The organism is Sphingomonas parva (ex Maeng et al. 2020) (assembly GCF_004564275.1).
GTDB lineage: Bacteria > Pseudomonadota > Alphaproteobacteria > Sphingomonadales > Sphingomonadaceae > Allosphingosinicella > Allosphingosinicella parva.
The window spans coordinates 1-16,651 of record NZ_SPDV01000021.1 but is presented as its reverse complement, the minus strand read 5'-3'; the positions used below and the strand labels follow the sequence as shown (position 1 = coordinate 16,651).

The 16,651-nt window shown below is 66.9% G+C and carries 18 protein-coding genes; 4 read left to right on the top strand and 14 right to left on the bottom strand.

All coding sequences use genetic code 11. From position 1 onward, the window contains the following. The first annotated feature begins 88 nt into the window (after nucleotides 1-88). Both E2493_RS12030 and E2493_RS12025 read left to right on the top strand, forming a co-directional pair. The gene (locus tag E2493_RS12030; RefSeq protein ID WP_167737502.1) at nucleotides 89-1,033 is read left to right on the top strand and encodes a right-handed parallel beta-helix repeat-containing protein; all 945 of its coding nucleotides are present in this window, start codon (nucleotides 89-91) and stop codon (nucleotides 1,031-1,033) included. A 348-nt stretch (nucleotides 1,034-1,381) separates the two neighbouring features. Then, the gene (locus E2493_RS12025) at nucleotides 1,382-2,359 is read left to right on the top strand and encodes a right-handed parallel beta-helix repeat-containing protein (RefSeq protein WP_135087083.1); all 978 of its coding nucleotides are present in this window, start codon (nucleotides 1,382-1,384) and stop codon (nucleotides 2,357-2,359) included. Nucleotides 2,360-3,130: 771 nt separating this feature from the next. Here the strand turns inward: E2493_RS12025 and guaA are convergent. The 11 genes from guaA to E2493_RS11975 form a co-directional block, all read right to left on the bottom strand. After that, nucleotides 3,131-4,690, bottom strand: a complete 1,560-nt coding sequence (guaA, locus tag E2493_RS12020; protein WP_135087081.1) for a glutamine-hydrolyzing GMP synthase — start codon at nucleotides 4,688-4,690, stop codon at nucleotides 3,131-3,133. A 100-nt stretch (nucleotides 4,691-4,790) separates the two neighbouring features. Then, on the bottom strand, nucleotides 4,791-5,285 hold the full coding sequence (locus E2493_RS12015) for a hypothetical protein (RefSeq protein WP_135087080.1): 495 nt from the start codon (nucleotides 5,283-5,285) through the stop codon (nucleotides 4,791-4,793). A 141-nt stretch (nucleotides 5,286-5,426) separates the two neighbouring features. After that, nucleotides 5,427-5,819, bottom strand: coding sequence for a hypothetical protein (locus tag E2493_RS12010; RefSeq protein ID WP_135087078.1), 393 nt, complete (start codon nucleotides 5,817-5,819; stop codon nucleotides 5,427-5,429). 73 nt (nucleotides 5,820-5,892) lie between these two features. Then, complete coding sequence (locus E2493_RS12005; protein ID WP_225421431.1) at nucleotides 5,893-8,016, bottom strand: prolyl oligopeptidase family serine peptidase; 2,124 nt, start codon at nucleotides 8,014-8,016, stop codon at nucleotides 5,893-5,895. 171 nt (nucleotides 8,017-8,187) lie between these two features. Further along, nucleotides 8,188-8,337, bottom strand: a complete 150-nt coding sequence (locus tag E2493_RS21815) for a hypothetical protein (RefSeq protein WP_225421430.1) — start codon at nucleotides 8,335-8,337, stop codon at nucleotides 8,188-8,190. A gap of 40 nt (nucleotides 8,338-8,377) precedes the next feature. Continuing rightward, nucleotides 8,378-8,734, bottom strand: coding sequence for a hypothetical protein (locus tag E2493_RS12000; RefSeq protein WP_135087074.1), 357 nt, complete (start codon nucleotides 8,732-8,734; stop codon nucleotides 8,378-8,380). 239 nt (nucleotides 8,735-8,973) lie between these two features. Continuing rightward, on the bottom strand, nucleotides 8,974-9,357 hold the full coding sequence (locus tag E2493_RS11995; protein WP_135087072.1) for a hypothetical protein: 384 nt from the start codon (nucleotides 9,355-9,357) through the stop codon (nucleotides 8,974-8,976). Nucleotides 9,358-9,423: 66 nt separating this feature from the next. Continuing rightward, entirely contained in the window at nucleotides 9,424-9,867 is a 444-nt protein-coding gene (locus E2493_RS11990; protein WP_135087070.1) for an ExbD/TolR family protein, read from the bottom strand. A gap of 71 nt (nucleotides 9,868-9,938) precedes the next feature. Next, entirely contained in the window at nucleotides 9,939-10,436 is a 498-nt protein-coding gene (locus tag E2493_RS11985) for a hypothetical protein (protein ID WP_135087068.1), read from the bottom strand. Nucleotides 10,437-10,459: 23 nt separating this feature from the next. Further along, the gene (locus tag E2493_RS11980) at nucleotides 10,460-12,802 is read right to left on the bottom strand and encodes a putative bifunctional diguanylate cyclase/phosphodiesterase (protein ID WP_135087066.1); all 2,343 of its coding nucleotides are present in this window, start codon (nucleotides 12,800-12,802) and stop codon (nucleotides 10,460-10,462) included. Nucleotides 12,803-12,896: 94 nt separating this feature from the next. Further along, nucleotides 12,897-13,493, bottom strand: a complete 597-nt coding sequence (locus tag E2493_RS11975) for a YdeI/OmpD-associated family protein (protein WP_135087064.1) — start codon at nucleotides 13,491-13,493, stop codon at nucleotides 12,897-12,899. Nucleotides 13,494-13,628: 135 nt separating this feature from the next. Here E2493_RS11975 and E2493_RS11970 point away from each other — a divergent pair, with 135 nt between their 5' ends. After that, nucleotides 13,629-13,874, top strand: coding sequence for a KTSC domain-containing protein (locus E2493_RS11970; protein WP_225421429.1), 246 nt, complete (start codon nucleotides 13,629-13,631; stop codon nucleotides 13,872-13,874). Nucleotides 13,875-13,913: 39 nt separating this feature from the next. On the opposite strand, the gene E2493_RS11965 is transcribed toward E2493_RS11970, so the two are convergent. Further along, the gene (locus E2493_RS11965; RefSeq protein WP_135087062.1) at nucleotides 13,914-15,065 is read right to left on the bottom strand and encodes an aromatic ring-hydroxylating oxygenase subunit alpha; all 1,152 of its coding nucleotides are present in this window, start codon (nucleotides 15,063-15,065) and stop codon (nucleotides 13,914-13,916) included. A 97-nt stretch (nucleotides 15,066-15,162) separates the two neighbouring features. On the opposite strand from E2493_RS11965, the gene E2493_RS11960 reads away from it, so the two are divergent. Continuing rightward, nucleotides 15,163-15,567 carry an MAPEG family protein gene (locus E2493_RS11960; RefSeq protein WP_135087060.1) on the top strand — a complete coding sequence of 135 codons (405 nt, stop codon included), beginning with the start codon at nucleotides 15,163-15,165 and terminating at the stop codon, nucleotides 15,565-15,567. Nucleotides 15,568-15,574: 7 nt separating this feature from the next. On the opposite strand, the gene E2493_RS11955 is transcribed toward E2493_RS11960, so the two are convergent. Then, nucleotides 15,575-15,979, bottom strand: a complete 405-nt coding sequence (locus tag E2493_RS11955) for a hypothetical protein (RefSeq protein ID WP_135087058.1) — start codon at nucleotides 15,977-15,979, stop codon at nucleotides 15,575-15,577. 59 nt (nucleotides 15,980-16,038) lie between these two features. Continuing rightward, a partial coding sequence (locus E2493_RS11950; RefSeq protein ID WP_225421428.1) for a transposase occupies nucleotides 16,039-16,651 on the bottom strand: 613 nt, incomplete at its 5' end.

Here is a 16,651-nt window from a genome sequence, read left to right as displayed (position 1 = left end):
CGCTTATCCTTGCGGCGACGCGACTCTGCCATCGAGGGGGATGCCAGTGACCTGCGGAAGACGTGCGCTCCTGGCTTCCTGCGCAGCGATGGCGATGCTCTGGTCGGCGCCGAGCCAGGCCCAGATGGCCTCGCGCACCTGGGTGTCCAGCACCGGCGACGACGTCAATCCCTGCTCCAGAACCTCGCCCTGCAAGACCTTTCCCGGCGCCCTGTCGAAGACCCTGCCCGGAGGCGAGATCAATTGCGTGGATTCGGCCGGCTACGGCGCGACGCGGATCACCAAGTCGGTGACGATCGATTGCTCTGGGGTGTTCGGGTCGATCAACGCCTCGCACGTGACGGGCATCATCATCGACGGCGACGGCATCGTCGTGACGCTCAGGGACATCGCGATCGACGGCGGCACGCCCGATGCTTCGGGGATCAACGGCATCCACTTCGTTCGCGGCGCCGCGCTGCACCTGCACAAGGTCGAAGTCTTCAACTTCGCCTTCGCCGGCCCGGGTGGCAACGGCATCCAGATCACGCCCTCGACGGGGACCGCCGAGATCTTCGTTTCCGATTCCTACATCCATGACAACGGCCTCGGCACCACCGGCAGCGGCATCCAGGTACGACCGACCGGCAACGCTTCGGTCAATCTGACGGTCCGCGGTGCCAGGATCGACAACAATGCCTCGAACGGCATCCGCATCGACAGCAGCGCCACGACCGGGCTTTGGGTTCGCGTCTCGATAGAGGAGAGCCATCTCGCCGGCGGCAGCCAGGGGCTGGCCGTGCTGGCCGGGAGCGCTTCGGCCACGCCCGCCATCGTGTCGGTCAATCGCAGCGTCATCGCCAACAATGCGAGCTTCGGGATCATCGGCAACGGCGGCGGAACCAGCATCTTCGTCGGCGACTCGACGATCACGGGAAATGGCTTCGGAGTGATGGCTGTCGGGAGCGCTCGGATCGGCAGCTATGGGGACAACCGGCTGAGCGGCAACGGCGATTCCGGGACCTTCAGCATCCCGACGGTGCCGAAGATGTAAAGCCTTTCGGCCGGATCGGGTCGGAGTTGGAGGCGGATCGGGCGACTCATAGTTTGGTTTCGCTTCGCCACTCGCTTTTTTTCTTCGAAATTGATGTAGGAGCCAAGTCCTTTCACCGCCGCCTGCAGGAGCCTCCTTGCAGCCCTGGCGGCAAATCCGCCGGTCCGCATTGATAAAATATCGCGGACTTTCATACACCTGGAAGGACGACGCGCGGGCGGGCGATCACCGAGGAAAAAGCATCTTTTTCCTTGGCCTCGATTTGATCTCCTCCGCCTCCCGACTGTCGGTGCCGCCCGAATTCGAGTATGTTCGGCAGCTGGGGACGTCAGTCACAGGGGTATAGCCATGAAAACCGGAATGAAGCTCGCCAGCGTTGCCACCGCGGCCGTTGCCGCCTTTGCCTTCGCCGCGCCCGCGCATGCGCAGGCGACGCGCACCTGGGTCTCCGGTGTCGGGGACGATGTGAATCCTTGCAGCCGAACCGCGCCGTGCAAGACCTTCGCCGGCGCAATCTCCAAGACCGCCGCCGGCGGCGAGATCAACTGCCTCGATCCGGGCGGCTACGGCACTCTGACGATCACCAAGTCGATCACCGTCGATTGCACGGGCACGATGGGCAGCACGCTGAACTCGGGCGGCATCAACGGCTTCGTCATCAACGATTCCCTGTCGGCGACGCCGGGCCAGTCGGAGGTTCGCCTGCGCGGCCTCTCGATCAACGGCGCGGGCACGACTCCGGGCCTGAACGGCATCCGCTTCATCTCGGGCAAGTCCCTGGTCGTCGAGGACGTCTTCATCCAGAATCAGAAAGGCGGCTTCGGAATCTCGATCGCGCCCTCCGCGAACAGCGCCACTGTCGCGGTCATCAACAGCTCGGTGGTCACCAGCGGCCCGTCCGGCGGCACCGGCGGGGGCATGGAGGTCAAGCCGACGGGGAGCGGCACGGCGCGAGTCTCGCTCGACAACGTTCGCTTCGCCAACAACGCGGGCAGCAGCCTGCGAGTCGATACCACGGCGACCACCGGCGCTGCCGGCGTGACCGTCTCCGTCGTGCGCAGCGAATTTTCGAGTTCAGGCCAGGGCATCGCCTTGGTCTCCACGGCCGCGGCGGTTCCTCAGGCGGTGGTGATGGTGGTCGACAGCACCATCTTCAACAACACCAATTTCGGGATCATCGCCAACATCGGCAACTCGCGCGTGCGCGTCGCGACCACGGCGATCACCGGCAACGGCACCGGCGTAAATCCGCTCGCCGGCGCGTTCATCAACAATCTCGGGGGCAACATCCTCGACGGCAACACGACCAACGGCGCGTTCAACTAGAGCGCGATCGGCTGAGGTGGAAGCGCTTCGCGCTTCCACCGATAGCCTGTCTCGCACGCCATTCAGATGGTTGAGACCAAGATCCACGCCTCAGGCTGATTCAGCCTGAGGCGATCTTGGTTTGACCGTGTGCGGCAGGGTCCTACGACCCGGCTGCGGATCGTATTCGCGCAAAAGCGCGCCAACCGCATGCAGAGCCCCGTGCGAAATGCCTCACGACAGGCGCGCACCCGAGATCCGGCTCGCTCGCAACCAGACGCTCGCAGCTGTCGGCAAGGAAAGCCGCAGCCGCGTGCAACTAGGCAGCGACCAAGAACACCATCGGTATCTTAGCTTGGAACTCGGCGAGGAGCTTCAGGAAAGGACGCCGCCGTCCGTCGTTCCGGAACCGGAAGATTCAGCGTCGCCCGCACTGAATTTCCGAAGCCGCGGCTTTTGCCACGCCGTCCGAATCGCATGTTCCTGGTTGGTCGGAATCCTGTTCAAGCCACGCATCTCTCGCTCCCTAATGCGTTGTCGCTTGAGGCGGACATTACAGTGCATCAGCAAAAGATGTAAACCCGAATAGTCGCGGCACCTTGCTGCAAAGTAAGTTGCAATCAAGAACTTTCGGGATCGACTTTTCGGCTCCGGCTCGCAAGCAGCATATGATGCAACATCTTGCGCATCGTCACGTGCCGACATCTGGCGGGTACGGAGCCGCCGGGAGGTTCGTTTCGGGCGCGGGGCCGCGGCGGCACCCGGCATCTGACTGCCTGGTCTTCGGCGCACTCACTCCCATTCGATGGTGCCCGGCGGCTTCGAGGTATAATCGTAGACGACGCGGTTGATGCCGCGCACCTCATTGATGATGCGGGTCGCGACCCGGCTGAGAAAAGCGGCGTCGAACGGGTAGATGTCGGCGGTCATGCCGTCCGTCGAGGTGACCGCGCGCAGCGCGCAGACGCTGTCGTAAGTGCGGCCATCGCCCATCACGCCGACCGTCTTCACCGGAAGCAGCACGGCGAAGGCCTGCCAGATCGCGTCGTAGAGCCCGGCGTTACGGATCTCTTCCAGGTAGATGGCATCTGCCTTGCGCAGGATGTCGCAGCGCTCCTTGCTGACCTCGCCAGGAATGCGGATCGCAAGCCCCGGCCCGGGAAACGGATGCCGGCCGACGAAGGCGTCGGGAAGGCCGAGCTCGCGGCCGAGCTCGCGCACCTCGTCCTTGAACAGCTCGCGGAGCGGCTCGACCAGCTTCATGTTCATGCGCTCGGGCAGGCCGCCGACATTGTGGTGGCTCTTGATCGTGACCGACGGCCCGCCGGTGAAGCTGACGCTCTCGATCACATCCGGATAAAGGGTGCCCTGCGCCAGGAAATCGGCGCCGCCGATCTTCTTCGCCTCGGCCTCGAAAACATCGATGAAGGTCTTGCCGATGAACTTCCTCTTGGCCTCGGGATCGGTCACGCCGGAAAGTCCGTCCAGGAACATCGCCTCGGCGTCCACATGGACGAGCGGGATGTTGTAATGATTGCGGAACAGCGAGACGACCTGCTCCGCCTCCCCATGGCGCATCAGGCCGTGGTCGACGAAGACGCAGGTCAGCTGGTGGCCGATCGCCTCGTGGATCAGGACGGCGGCGACGGCACTGTCGACGCCGCCGGAAAGGCCGCAGATCACCTTTCCACGCCCGACCTGCTCGCGAATTTCCGCGATCTTGGTCGCGCGAAACTCGGCCATCGTCCAGTCGCCGGCCAGGCCGCAGACCTTGCGCACGAAGTTACCGATTAGCTTGGCGCCGTCGGGCGTGTGGACGACCTCTGGGTGGAACTGGACGCCGTAGAAGCGGCGCTCGTCGTCTGCGCTCGCGGCGAACGGTGCGCCGTCCGACTGAGCGACGATGCGGAACCCGGGAGGAAGCGCATCGACCTTGTCGCCATGGCTCATCCAAACCTGATGCTTCTCGCCCGGCGCCCAGAGGCCATCGAACAACGCGCAGCCGTCCTGGATCTCGACGAAGGCGCGGCCGAACTCGCTGTGATCGCCGGTGACGACGCGGCCGCCCAGCTGCTCGGCCATCAGCTGCTGGCCATAGCAGATGCCGAGCATCGGCACCCCGGCCTCGAACAGGAATTGGGGCGCGCGCGGGCTCTGCTCGGTGGTGACCGAGGCGGGCCCGCCGGAGAGGATGATGCCCTTGGGCTGCAGCCGCTCATAGGCCTCGACGGCCCGGCTGAACGGCGCGACCTCGCTGTACACGCCGGCCTCGCGAACGCGTCTGGCGATGAGCTGGGTAACCTGGCTCCCGAAGTCGACGATGAGGATCGAGTCGGAAGGCTGAACGGTCATGGAGTCTCCGGCGCGTCAGGGCAAAAAATATGCGCGCGCGATAGGACGCGCGCGCATATCTGTCCAGCAACCGACCGGCAGGACCGGCCCCGCTCCAGCCCTAGAGGTTGAAGTCGGTGACCCGTCCGTTGCCCCGGGCGTAGCAGGTGAAATCCTCGCGGCCGAAGTCGCGATCGTAGCGGCTGTAGCGATCGTCGTAGCGATAGGAACGATCGTAGCGGTCGTAGCGATAATCGTCCCGGCCCTCGACGACGCCGCGAACGCGGTAGCGGTCGTTGCCGGTCCGATCGACGTCGGTGATGCGGACGCGGCCGCGGCCGATACGCTCGGCCTCGTAGCCGCAGGCGTTCACCGCCGCCGAATAGCCATCGCGATAGCGGCTGCGATAATTGGAGCCGTAGCGGCCGCCGTCGCGGTCGAGGGCCGAGGCCACGGCCGCGATCCCGCCGAGAATGGCGACGCCGGTGATGATGTCGCCCGCATCGATCCCGCGGTCACGGTGACGGTAGCGGTACTGGGCCTCGGCCGGGCTGGCAGAGACGGTGAGCAGCGCAGCAGTGGCGGCGCCGGTGATGAGCTTGGTGACTGCCTTCATGGCAAGAACCCTCCTGAAACATCCGCCCCTGAGACACGGGCTTGCAGGATCCTTCTAGCAAGGTCCGGATGACGGCGTGCTGAACCGCCCGGTTGGGCGCCGTTCAGCTTCCCCGGGACCCGCGCCGCGGCGGGCCCCGGCTCAGGCCTCGCCGCCGAGACGCAGACTGTAGATGCGGCCGTTCCGAACCGTGCAGGTGAAGGCGGTGGTGCCGCTCTCCTCGCCGTCCAGCAGGCCTTCCACCGTGTAATAGCCCTTGCGCTTGCTGACGTGGGTGATCTCGGAAACGGGACCGCGGCCGCGATACTCTGCCTCGTCGGCACAATTGTCGACGGCGGCGTCCTGCTTGGCGCGGTTGCCCTGCTTGATCTCCGAGGCCAGCGCGGCGATGCCGCCGACGATCGCGACGCCGGCCACGACGTCGCCGGCATCGACATCGTCATGATGGCGGTGGTGCCAGCGGCCGCGGGCATCGGCCGGCGCCGCGCCGGCGGCGAGCAGCGCGGCGGCAGCCGCGCACGCAATCGTCTTCATCGTCAATCTCCCTGGTCAGTCCCTGGAGCTTCGTTACGCAGCCGGTCCTGACCGCGGGATGAACTGTTGCTGCTCAGCGACGAGCCGCAGGAGCTGCCTCGACCTCGAGGCCGGTATGCGCCGCGATGAAGGCCCACATGTCGGCATATTCCTCGATCACCTTCTCGGTCGGCTTGCCTGAGCCATGTCCGGCGCGGGTCTCGATCCGGATCAGCTTCGGGGCGTCGCCGGTCTCGGCCGCCTGCAACGCCGCGGCATATTTGAAGCTGTGACCGGGGACGACGCGATCGTCGGTGTCCGCCGTCGTCGCGAGGATCGCGGGATAGCGAGTGCCGGAGCGGATGTTGTGGTAGGGCGAATAGGCGCGGAGGATACGGAAGTCCGCTGCCCGGTCGGGATGGCCGTAATCGTCGACCCAATAGCGGCCGGCCGTCCAGCGATCGAAGCGGAGCATGTCCATCACGCCGACCGCGGGCAGCGCCGCGGCGAAGAGATCCGGCCGCTGATTGACGACGGCGCCGACCAGCAGGCCGCCGTTCGACCGCCCGTAGATGGCGAGCTGCTGCGGCGAGGTGACCTTCTCCTCGACCAGATACTCCGCCGCCGCGATGAAATCGTCGAAGACGTTCTGCTTGTTGGCGAGCCGGCCGGCATCGTGCCACGCCTTGCCGTATTCGCCGCCGCCGCGAAGAATGGCGACGGCGTAGACGCCCCCCTGCTCCACCCAGGCGAGGTTGGTGGAGGAGAAGCTTGGCGTCAGCGAGACGTTGAAGCCGCCATAGCCGTAGAGCAACGTCGGGTGGCGCTTGGCCGGGTCGAGATCCTTGCGGCGGACCAGGAAGAGCGGAATGCGCGTCCCGTCCTTCGACCGGTAGAATCTTTGCTCCACCGCGAAATCATTCGGATCGAACGCGACCTTCGGCTCCGCCCAGGCAGCGATCCGGCCGCTTTCGGCATCGTAGCGATAGATCGTCGTCGGGACATTGTAGGTCGAGAAGGCGAAGAACGTCTCCGCATCGTCCACCTCGCCGCTGAAGCCGGCCGCTGTGCCGATGCCGGGCAGCGCCACCTCGCCGAGCCTCTTTCCGTCCGGCGTGAAGGTGCGGACCTCGGTCCTGGCATCGGTCAGATAGGAAGCGATCAGGCGGCCGCCGACGAGCGAAGCCCCTTCCAGCGTCGACCTGTCCTCACCGACGATCTCGCGCGCTTCGGAGACCGGCCGGCGGATGTCGGTGGCGACGATCCTCAGCCGCGGCGCGTCCTTGTTGGTGATCCAGTAGAAGGTGTCGCCGAGATTGCCGACGTAGCTCCAGTTGTTCTCGAGGCCGGTGACGAAGCGGAGGGGCGCCGCGTGAGAGGCGCCGAGACCGATCAGGGTGATCTCGTAGCGGTCGTCCGTCCCTTCCGAGGACGTGACGATCAGCCACTGCCCGTCGTCGGAGACCTGTACGACATTCGAGAGCTTCGGACGATCGGGCTGGGCGAAGACCAGCCTGTCCTGCGTCTGCGCCGTCCCGAGCGCGTGGAAGTAGACGGCATGATTCTCGTTGAGCGACTGAAACTGCTGCTCGGCCTTCGGCTCCGGGACGCGCGAATAGAAGAAGCCCGAACCGTCCTTAGCCCAGGCGATGTTGGAAAATTTCACCCAATGGACCTCGTCCGGGAGGATCGTGCCGCTGTCGACGTCCAGCACCTTGACGATCCGCCAGTCGGTGCCGCCCTCCTGCACCGAATAGAGCAGGCGCTTGCCGTCCTCGGACGGCGCCCACTCGGCGAGAGCCGTCGCGCCGTCGGCCGACCAGGTATTGGGATCGATCAGCATCTTCGGCGCGCCGTCCAGCCCTTCGCGTACGTAGAGCACGTTCTGGTTCTGAAGGCCGGTATTGCGACTGTAGAAATAGCGGCCGCCCTTCTTCTCGGGCACGCCGAAGCGCTCGTAGGAAAACAGCTCGGTCATCCGCCGCGCGAAGGCGGCCCGGCCCGGGAGGGCGGCGAGGTAGGATTCGGTGAGGGCGTTCTGCTCCGAGACCCACTGACGCACCTTGGGGCTCACCCGCACGTCCTCCTCGAGCCAGCGATAGGGGTCCGCGACGGCAGTTCCGAAATGGTCCTCGACGATCTCCTGCCGCTCGCTCACCGGATAGGCGAGCGTGGCGCGCGGCGCCTGCGAAGCTGCGGGGGAAGACGTGTCGCTCATCGCGCAGGCGGAAACGGAAAGAAGCAAGCAAGCAACGAGAACGCGCATGAAGGGTGAGGCCTCGGGATCATGGGACGGCGGGGTTACACCGCGCCCTCCGACATTCCAAGCGACACCGACCGGAGCGGCTTTCGGCCTGCCGTCGACGCGCCCCCGCGGAGCAGGGTGACCTCAGGTGATGCGGTTCAAGCGCTCGATGAGCTGCTGAAGGACGCGGGGCAGACCCCCGCGAGCGAGCGCGAAGCCTTGCTGCAGCGCCTGGCCGAGCGGGACGCCGGGGCCGGCGCTGCGAACGAAGCGAGGTGGTGCGACGTTGACCATGGGGGCTGAACGAACCACAGCCCCTGCGGTTCACCCGGTTCTAGGCGCCTCCGGGATTTCCGGATCCCGCCGTGCGGCCGCCGGGACCGCCTTCGACCCCGCCGTCCGCCGCTCCTGTGGCCGCGCCTCGGCCGCTGCTCCGCCGACGCGCGTCATCGACCTGCGACGGCGGCTCCGTCGGGCGGACGCTGCCGCCGCCGCGGCCCGTCTCCGCAAGATCGCTGCCGCCGCTGCCGCGCGCGGCGCCATAGTCGCCGCTGCCGCCGTCGCCTCCAAGAGCGTTGCCGGAGGGGACCGGCCTGATCGTCTCGGTGCCGGCGGCGCCCTGCATCGCGCCCGGCCTTTCGGTCGATCCGGCCGCCGGCACGGCACGATCGTCGCTCTTCTCGCTGCTCATCGCTGTTTCCTCGTTCTCGCGGCAACCGGGGAACGGGCCCGCACCGGCACGGTTCCGGACGGTGCAGGAGCACCGGCGAAACCGTCAAAATCTTCGAAAAGACCCTTCAATTCCGGGAACTTAGTCCCACATTAGGACTGGCCGCATCCTCCCTGGCGGCCACACAGGCCGGGTTCCCCCCTTGTTCCCGGTCCCAAGGCCCCCGCCGCGGATCCCCCTTCCGCGGCGGGGTACCTTCTTCAGGATTGCGGAGCCGGCGAGACCCGGCAGGCGGGCAGTCCGAGCTGCTCCATATGGCCGCACCGGCGCACCTGAACGTCGGCATTCGGCGCGATGAAGATCGCCCAGTCGCCGGTATCGGTGCAATGCGCCGTCCACAGCGCCATCGTCTTGTAATCTTCTTGATAGGCGCCGCGATCGACCTTTTTGCAGCGCTGCCCGGAGTCGGTGATCGCCCGGCGCAGGCCGAGGTAGCGATAGATTTCGGTCATGCCCTTGAGCTGGTCCGAAACCGGATTGGCGGCCTTGATCCTGGTGACGTTCTGGCTGCTCTGTTCGGCGTCGCCGCCGCCGCAGCCGGTGCAGAGAAGGCCAAGCGCGACGAGCGGGATTCCTAGCTTCATTCCACATCCTCTCCTTGTCGCGGGGCTACCGCTTCAATGCCCGGCGCCGCGCGGTGTTTCCCGGCTTTAACGCTCCAGCGCCGCGACGAATGCCTCGTTGCCGAGGAAGCCGATCCGCTCGACGCCGGCGCCCTTGACGATCGCCAGGGTGCGGTCGAAATCCTCATAGCGCGCATCGCCGTCGGTGCGGAAGTGAAGCACATTGTCGCGATTGTCCGCGAGCATCGCGCGCAGGCGCGGCGCCAGGGCCGCGGGCGCGACCGGCACGCCGTCAAAGGCGAGGCGGCCGGTACGGTCGAGGTCCAGGCGATGGGTCTCCGGCTCCACGCCCCCCGGTCCCGTCGGGAGATCCATCTTGATGCCGTGGGTGGCGAGCGGGATGGTGACGATGAACATGATCAGCAGCACCAGCATCACGTCGATCAGCGGCGTCGTGTTGAGGTCGCTGATCGGCGTCTCGGCCGGGCCGGCGAGCAACGGGGTGCGGCGGCGAGTGTAGCGACGGATCATGGGGTCATCCTCCTCACGGCGTGTCACTGCATCAGGTGATGACATAACATCACTTGAGCGTAAAGGCTCCCTTACCCCGTGTAGATGTGCCACTCCCGCTGCGCATCGGTCGCGCCGCGGGCGCCGCCGGCCTTTCGCATGGTGATGCTGCCGACGCTGCCGAAGCCCTTGCCGCCCTTGAGCGTCCCGAGGATCTGGATCGGGATCTCGACATAGGTCCAGCCGTCCGCCTGGACGGGCTCGGTCGGATGGCCGAGCGTCACCTGATAGCGATCATAAGCGGCGAAATTGCGCCGAAAGCGCTCCAGTCCCTCCTCGCTCGTGCTGCGCATCGCCCACGCCTCGCGATAGCGGCCCGCCTCGATATGATCGTAGTAACGCCGCAGGACGGCGGCCGCGTCGTCGGTCTCCTGCTCGTCCCGGCGGGATGGCGGCACGGGCTGCGCCGCGGCCGGCGGCGAAGCCGGCACCATCGCGTTCGACTTCGCCTGCTCGGCGGGCGGCGGCGGATCGTCGCGGCCGCAGCCGGCGGCGGCGAGAACGGCTAGAAGAGGCAGGGTCCGGCGCATCGCCGAACCCTAGCCCAGTCGGATCAGGCGGTCATCTTCGTCTGGACGCCGTGGACCAGGTCGGTGGCGCGCTCGAAGCTCATCGGGCGGCCGAACAGATAGCCCTGGATCTGGTGGACTCCGAGATCGCGCATCCGGGTGAAATCGTCGGCGGTCTCGACGCCTTCCGCGGTGACCGTCATGCGGAAGCTCTTGGCGAGGCTGACGATCGACTGGATGATCGCCACCGTCTCGCGATTGTTGGCGGCTTCGCGCACGAAGCTGCCGTCGATCTTGAGCTTGTGGAACACCGCCTTGTTCAGATAGCCGAGCGAGGAATAACCGGTGCCGAAATCGTCGAGCGCGATGCCGACGCCGAGCGCCCGGAGCCGCTTCAGCACGTCCAGCGATCCTTCCGAGTCGCCGAGGAAGACGGACTCGGTCACTTCGAGCTCGAGCCGGTTGGCCTTGAGCTTGTAGCGCGCGAGCGCCTCGCTGACCGTGTTCGGCAGCGCCGGGAGGATCAACTGGCGCGCGGACAGATTGAGCGCGACGCTGATGAAGTCCGGCCACACCGCGGCCGCCCGGCACGCCTCCTCGATCACCCAGTCGCCGAGCTGCATGATCAGGCCGGTTTCCTCGGCCAGCGGGATGAATTCGGCCGGCGACACCATGCCGCGGGTCGGGTGATGCCAGCGGATCAGCGCCTCGAACCCGACCAGGCTCTGATCGGCGGCGCTGACCAGCGGCTGATAGTCGAGGCGGAACTGCTTCAGGGTCAGCGCCTGGCGCAGATCCTGCTCGAGACGGAGCCGGTCCTCGGCCTCGTTCTGCATGTCCGCGGAGAAATAGCAGCAGGTGCCGCGGCCCTGGGCCTTGGCCTGATAGAGCGCGAGATCGGCCTTCTGGATCAGATCGTCGACGCTCTGGCCGTCGATCGGGCCGAAGGCGCAGCCGATCGACACGCCGATGCGGATCTCCGCCTTGTCGATATGATAGGGCTCCGCCACCGCGTGGATGATCCGGCGGGCCAGATCCTCGACCTTCCTGCGGCTCTGCGCGTCGCGGATGACAATGGCGAACTCGTCGCCGCCCATCCGGCCGACATGGCCGACCTCGCCGACTTCCTTGACGAGGCGCTGCGACACGCTCTTCAGCACGGCGTCGCCCTTGGGGTGGCCGAACGTGTCGTTGACCGGCTTGAAGCCGTCGAGATCGAGAAACATGATCGCGCAGGGCACGTTGCCCGTGGTGGCGGCGGAGAGCGCCTCACCGAGCAGCTGACGCACGCGGCCGCGGTTCGGCAGGCCGGACAGCACGTCCATGTTGGCGAGGTTGGTCAGCCGTTCCTGCGTCTTGCGGACTTCGGTGATGTCCGAGCCGACGCCGCGGAAGCCCTGGAACTGGCCGCCCATGTCGATGATCGGATCACCGGCGAGGCTGATCCAGCGCGTGCCGCGGCGGGTCTTCAGCTCCATTTCCAGGCTGGCGAACGGCTGGCGATCGAGCAGGGTGCGGCCGAGGGCGCTGTTGCCGCCGAGGGTCGCCGGAAGCGAATGGCCGATCAGCTGGTTGGCCGAGCGGCCGAGCAGCGAGGTCATCCGCGACGAGATGTAGACGACGCGGTTCTCCGCATCGACCTGCCAGAGCCAGCCGACGCCGCGATGCTCATATTCCTTGAGCAGCAGGCGGACCGATTCGGCCTGGGTGCGGACGTTGGCGATCGTCTGCAGCTGCTCGAAGCTCCAGCGCGTCAGGCGCGCGACCCCGACGATGCCCACCGCGGCGACGCCGACGATGGTCAGGCCGACGGTGGGGGCGAGCTGCGAGCTGCCGAGATAATAGGCGCAGCACAGGGCGGCCGTCATCGAGGCGATCCAGGCAAAGGCGGCGGCGGGCGCGGCGGCGAGGCCGATCGCCGCGATGATCATCGCGGCCATGACGCCGCCGATCACCACCTGCGCCTCGTGCGGAAGAGTCGCAAAGGCATAGGTGGGCAGCGAGACCCAGACGGCGGCGAGGACCACCGCGTCGCCGATGGAGCGGATCAGCGGCTGCCCTTCCGCGGAGCGGCTGTTGGCCGAAGAGCCGTCGCGTACGGCGCGCCGCCAGTAAGCAACGTAGGCGACGCCGACCAGGGCAAGCCAGCCGCCGATCACCGGAAGCGAGACTCCGCCGAACATCGCCCAGGCGACGAGCATCGCCCCGGCCATGGCGGTGGCGGAGAAGAACGGCGCGAAATGGGCCCGGGTCTGCGCCTGGCTGTTGTGAAGATGCGCGTCCCGGAGCCTCTGGCTGCTTGCGTCGACGGCGACGCCGTCGTCGGCAAGCTCCGCCGGCTCCGGTTCCGGCTGGTCAAGGTCCAGGTTTACGGGCGCGTGATACATCGGGAACCTGCGTGCTGCGAAGCCCCACGGGGTACCCGGAGAGGTTTTAAGTTGTATTAAGGACGGAAGGGAAAATGCCACGGCCGGTGGTGGCTTAGCGGCCTTTCTCATACTTCCAGTTGCGGCTCTTGCCCTCGGCGATCCACTCCACGGCCTGCGCGATCCGCTTCGAGCGTGTTTCCGGCCGCTTCGCCTCGGTCACCCATTCGAGATATTCCCGGCGGCAGCTGGGACTGAACCCGGCAAAATTGGCTTCCGCCGACGCGACGCCCGAAAGGGCTGCGGCGAAATCGGGAGGAACGGGCAGATCGGGCCTGGGCGCCTTCTTCGGCTTCGGCGCCGGCCCTTGCTCGGCGAGCGCAGCCGCCTTGCCGATCGCATCGCGAAGCGTCCGTTCGTCCGGCAGATCGGCGACGCTCGTCAGCCGTCCGAACTGGCCCATCGCCTTTTCGCTCGCCTGCGTCTCCACCACTTCGGAGCCCCGTCGCAGGCCGAGGGTGGCGTGCGCCTTGAACCCTGCCATGTTGGCAAGCAGGCGCCCCTTGTGAAGAAAGGCCGGCATGCCCCAGCGTATCGCCTCCTCGACGTCCGGCAGGGCAGCGTGGAAATCGGCGCGAATCCGCTCGAGGATGGGACGCGCGAAGTCCTGCTGCTTGGCGATATAGGCATCGACGCGGGGATCTCGGCTCATCGGGTCAGCATCGCTCCTGGCGCTGCGGCAGGCAAGCCCGACTCGTTCCAGCGCTGAATCGATTCGGTCCGGCGCGATGCCGGGAACGGCGGAGTCGGCGGAGCGCTCGGGCACGATTCCGCGTGGAGACCGGTCGTGCGTGCCGCCAGATTATCGTCGAGCGTGATCGCCCGCGTCGCCTATGACGAAACGGACCGCACGCTGAGCATCTGGTTCCGCGAGACCGGCCGCTACATCTATTCGGACGTACCGAGCGCGATTTTCGAGGGGATCCGGCGCGCGCCCTCGGCCGGCCGCTATTTCAACGATTGCATCAAGCGTCGCTTTCCCTGCCGCCCCGATCCCGAACGCCGCAAGTTCCGCCCGCGCTTCAGCGACTGATCCGGATCCTGAACCGACGGGGAGGATGCGCCCCGCGAATCAGCCCCGGCTCCAGCCCGGGCCCGGCGGCTGGTGCAGATTGGCTTCGGGAATCAGGCGGCGCAGCTTGCGGGCGAAGCTCCTCAGGCAGACCTCGCTCTCGCCGAGCGGTCCGGGCGTCCAGCTGCGCGAGGCCATTCCCTGCTGGACGCGGAGGATCAGGGCGGTGTCCTCCTGGTTGACCCGCCGATTGATGCGCCAGTTCAGGTAGCGGGCGGCGCGCATCTCGCGGCGCCCGTCCGGCAGGGCATAGCTGATCTCGCGGATCAGCGTCTCGGTCGGCGACACCGGCAGGAACTGCATGAAATCGACCTGATCCGGATAGATGTCGAAGGCGACGTTCGGCCAGAGCTTGAAATAGAGCCAGCGGCGGCGAAGCGCTTCGGGCAGGTGCTCCGCGACCGGGAGCATCGCCTGGTAGGCGCGCTCGGAGAGATTGGAGGACGGGCGGTCGAGCAGATCGCCGGACATCCGATCGACATGGGCCGCGGCGTCGATCCGATAGCCGCGGCCGAACAGCCGGGTGAGGCCGGGATGGGCGACGGGAATGTGCAGGCCGTCCGAATAATTGTCCGAGACATTCTTCCAGTTCACCTCGCGCGGCCGCAGCGTGACTCGTCCGAGGGCGCGCAGATCCTCGAACCGGTGCGGCTCCACCTCGTGATCGTAGGGCGCCATCATGTCCGCCACCGACGGGCCGCCGTTCGCCAGCCGGACGAACAGGAAGCCGCGCCACCGGTCGAGCTCGATCGGGACGAGGCCGAGGGCTGCAGGATCGAGGCCGGGATAATCCTGCTTGTGCGGGACGCCGATCAGCCGCCCGTCGAGCCCGTAGGTCCAGGCATGATAAGGGCAGGTCAGGCGCCGCGCGCAGCCCGAGGTCCCGCTGACCAGCCGCGAGGCACGGTGACGGCAGACGTTCGCGAACGCGCGCGCCGCGCCGTCGTCGCCGCGGATCACGATCACGCTCTCGCCGAGATAGTCGATCGTCGTCCAGCTTCCCGGCTCGGCGATGTCGCTGTCGTGGCAGACGATCTGCCACGCCGGGCGGATCACCCTCTCCATCTCGACCGCGAAGAACTCGGGATCGCGATAGACCCAGCCGGGCAGGCTCAGCTCGGCGGCTTCCACGAGGTGCGGGGCGCTCGACATCCTGCCCTTGTGCCAAACCACGCCGCTCCTGTCACCAGCAGCCCCCTGCTGTCCCTGCGCTCTTGCGTCCGGCCACCCGTTCGCAGACAGTCGCGCCATGACCGTCGAGCTCTCCGTCCTGGCCTGGGGCTGCATCCTGGGTATCGCGCACATCTTCATCGCGGTGCGCTTCAAGACCCGCCAATATGGCACCAAGTGGAACGTCGGCGCGCGCGACCAGGACCTGCCGCCGCCCGACCCGATCGTCGGGCGGCTGGCGCGGGCGCAAGCGAACTTCTTCGAGACCTTTCCGATCATGGCGGCGGCGATCCTGATCGTCGCGATCGCCGGGCTGGGGAGCCGCTGGACCGCCGCCGGCGCGCTGCTCTGGCTGGCCGCGCGGATCGTCTATCTGCCGCTTTACGCGGCGGGCATTCCGGTGATCCGCACGATCGTCTTCATGATCAGCATCGTCGGCATCGCGATGGTGCTCCGCCCGGCTCTGACCGCGTCGCTCGGCTAAAGCTCGCTCAGCCCTTGGGCGCGATCTGCGTCACGGCGAGAATGCCGTCCCCGCAGCGGAGCGCGACGGCGCCGATCTCCCCGTCATAGGGGAACACGCCGGAAACGCCATATTGCGTCACCGCCTGCGCGGCCGGCGCGTCGGGCGCGCGAGTCCGTACCAACACCTGCAGCGCCCGCGGTTCGATCCGCTCGACCGGCCCGCGTTCCAGGGTCACCTCATAGCCTGCGCTCGGCAGGGTGATGCTGCCGGCCACGGCAACCGCGCCACCTCCACCCGCCCGAGGCTCGAGACGGGCGGTCCAGCCGGTCGCGGCGAGGGCCTCGCAGCGCGAATAGACCGTCTCCCGCACCGGCAGGAAGCACCCCGCCGCGGCAGCGCAGAGCGAGACGAGAAGGAGGGAGCGGGACACGGAAGGCACGGCGCAGTCTTAGCCAGTCCGCGCGCGCGCCGCTAGAGTATCCGTTTTGGTCAAGCGATAGTCGGGGTCCATTTTCGTTCATCGCGCAACAGAGCATTGGCGAGGATGATCAGCTTTCGCATGATGGCCGTGATCGCAATTTTGGCGGGCTTTCCTGCCTTGGTAAGCGCCTGGTATTTGGCTTTCAGGGGTGGGTTGAAGCGCAAGGCGACGAGGGCTGGCATGTAGAGCGCCTGGCGGAGGTGGGCGCGCCCTCCGCGGATTGAGCTTCTGCCGCGCCAGGCGCCGGACTGGCGGGTGACGGGCGCGAGGCCGGCGAGGCTGGCGGCCTGTTTCGGCTCGAGCTGTCCGAGCTCTGGCATGTCCGCGAGGATGGCTATGGCGGTCGTTTCGCCGATACCGGGAATACTGCTCAGGATTGCGAGCCGATGGGCGAGGCCGGTCTCGCGTGCGATCAGCTGCCTGCATTGCCGGTCGATGGCTGCGACCTGACGCTCGATTTGGTTGAGCCGCTGCGCGGCCTGGTGTTTGAGGAGCGCGATCTGTTGGCTTTTGGCGCGATTGAGAGAGGCGGTACGGTCGCGCATCAGTCCTCTGCGGGCGGCGACCAGTTCCGTCAGCTCGTCGAGAATGGCGCCTTTGGGTACATGCGCGGCAGGCCTG

Excerpts from the sequence above, each read along its gene's own strand:
- E2493_RS12025 (WP_135087083.1), top strand. The coding sequence starts at position 1,382 with ATGAAAACCGGAATGAAGCTCGCCAGCGTTGCCACCGCGGCCGTTGCC.
- E2493_RS12030 (WP_167737502.1), top strand. The coding sequence starts at position 89 with ATGGCGATGCTCTGGTCGGCGCCGAGCCAGGCCCAGATGGCCTCGCGC.
- E2493_RS11975 (WP_135087064.1), bottom strand. The coding sequence starts at position 13,493 with ATGAGCCGAGATCCCCGCGTCGATGCCTATATCGCCAAGCAGCAGGAC.
- E2493_RS11990 (WP_135087070.1), bottom strand. The coding sequence starts at position 9,867 with ATGATCCGTCGCTACACTCGCCGCCGCACCCCGTTGCTCGCCGGCCCG.
- E2493_RS11960 (WP_135087060.1), top strand. The coding sequence starts at position 15,163 with ATGACCGTCGAGCTCTCCGTCCTGGCCTGGGGCTGCATCCTGGGTATC.
- E2493_RS11980 (WP_135087066.1), bottom strand. The coding sequence starts at position 12,802 with ATGTATCACGCGCCCGTAAACCTGGACCTTGACCAGCCGGAACCGGAG.
- E2493_RS11965 (WP_135087062.1), bottom strand. The coding sequence starts at position 15,065 with ATGTCGAGCGCCCCGCACCTCGTGGAAGCCGCCGAGCTGAGCCTGCCC.
- E2493_RS11995 (WP_135087072.1), bottom strand. The coding sequence starts at position 9,357 with ATGAAGCTAGGAATCCCGCTCGTCGCGCTTGGCCTTCTCTGCACCGGC.
- guaA (WP_135087081.1), bottom strand. The coding sequence starts at position 4,690 with ATGACCGTTCAGCCTTCCGACTCGATCCTCATCGTCGACTTCGGGAGC.
- E2493_RS12015 (WP_135087080.1), bottom strand. The coding sequence starts at position 5,285 with ATGAAGGCAGTCACCAAGCTCATCACCGGCGCCGCCACTGCTGCGCTG.
- E2493_RS12005 (WP_225421431.1), bottom strand. The coding sequence starts at position 8,016 with ATGAGCGACACGTCTTCCCCCGCAGCTTCGCAGGCGCCGCGCGCCACG.
- E2493_RS11985 (WP_135087068.1), bottom strand. The coding sequence starts at position 10,436 with ATGCGCCGGACCCTGCCTCTTCTAGCCGTTCTCGCCGCCGCCGGCTGC.
- E2493_RS21815 (WP_225421430.1), bottom strand. The coding sequence starts at position 8,337 with ATGGTCAACGTCGCACCACCTCGCTTCGTTCGCAGCGCCGGCCCCGGC.
- E2493_RS12010 (WP_135087078.1), bottom strand. The coding sequence starts at position 5,819 with ATGAAGACGATTGCGTGCGCGGCTGCCGCCGCGCTGCTCGCCGCCGGC.
- E2493_RS12000 (WP_135087074.1), bottom strand. The coding sequence starts at position 8,734 with ATGAGCAGCGAGAAGAGCGACGATCGTGCCGTGCCGGCGGCCGGATCG.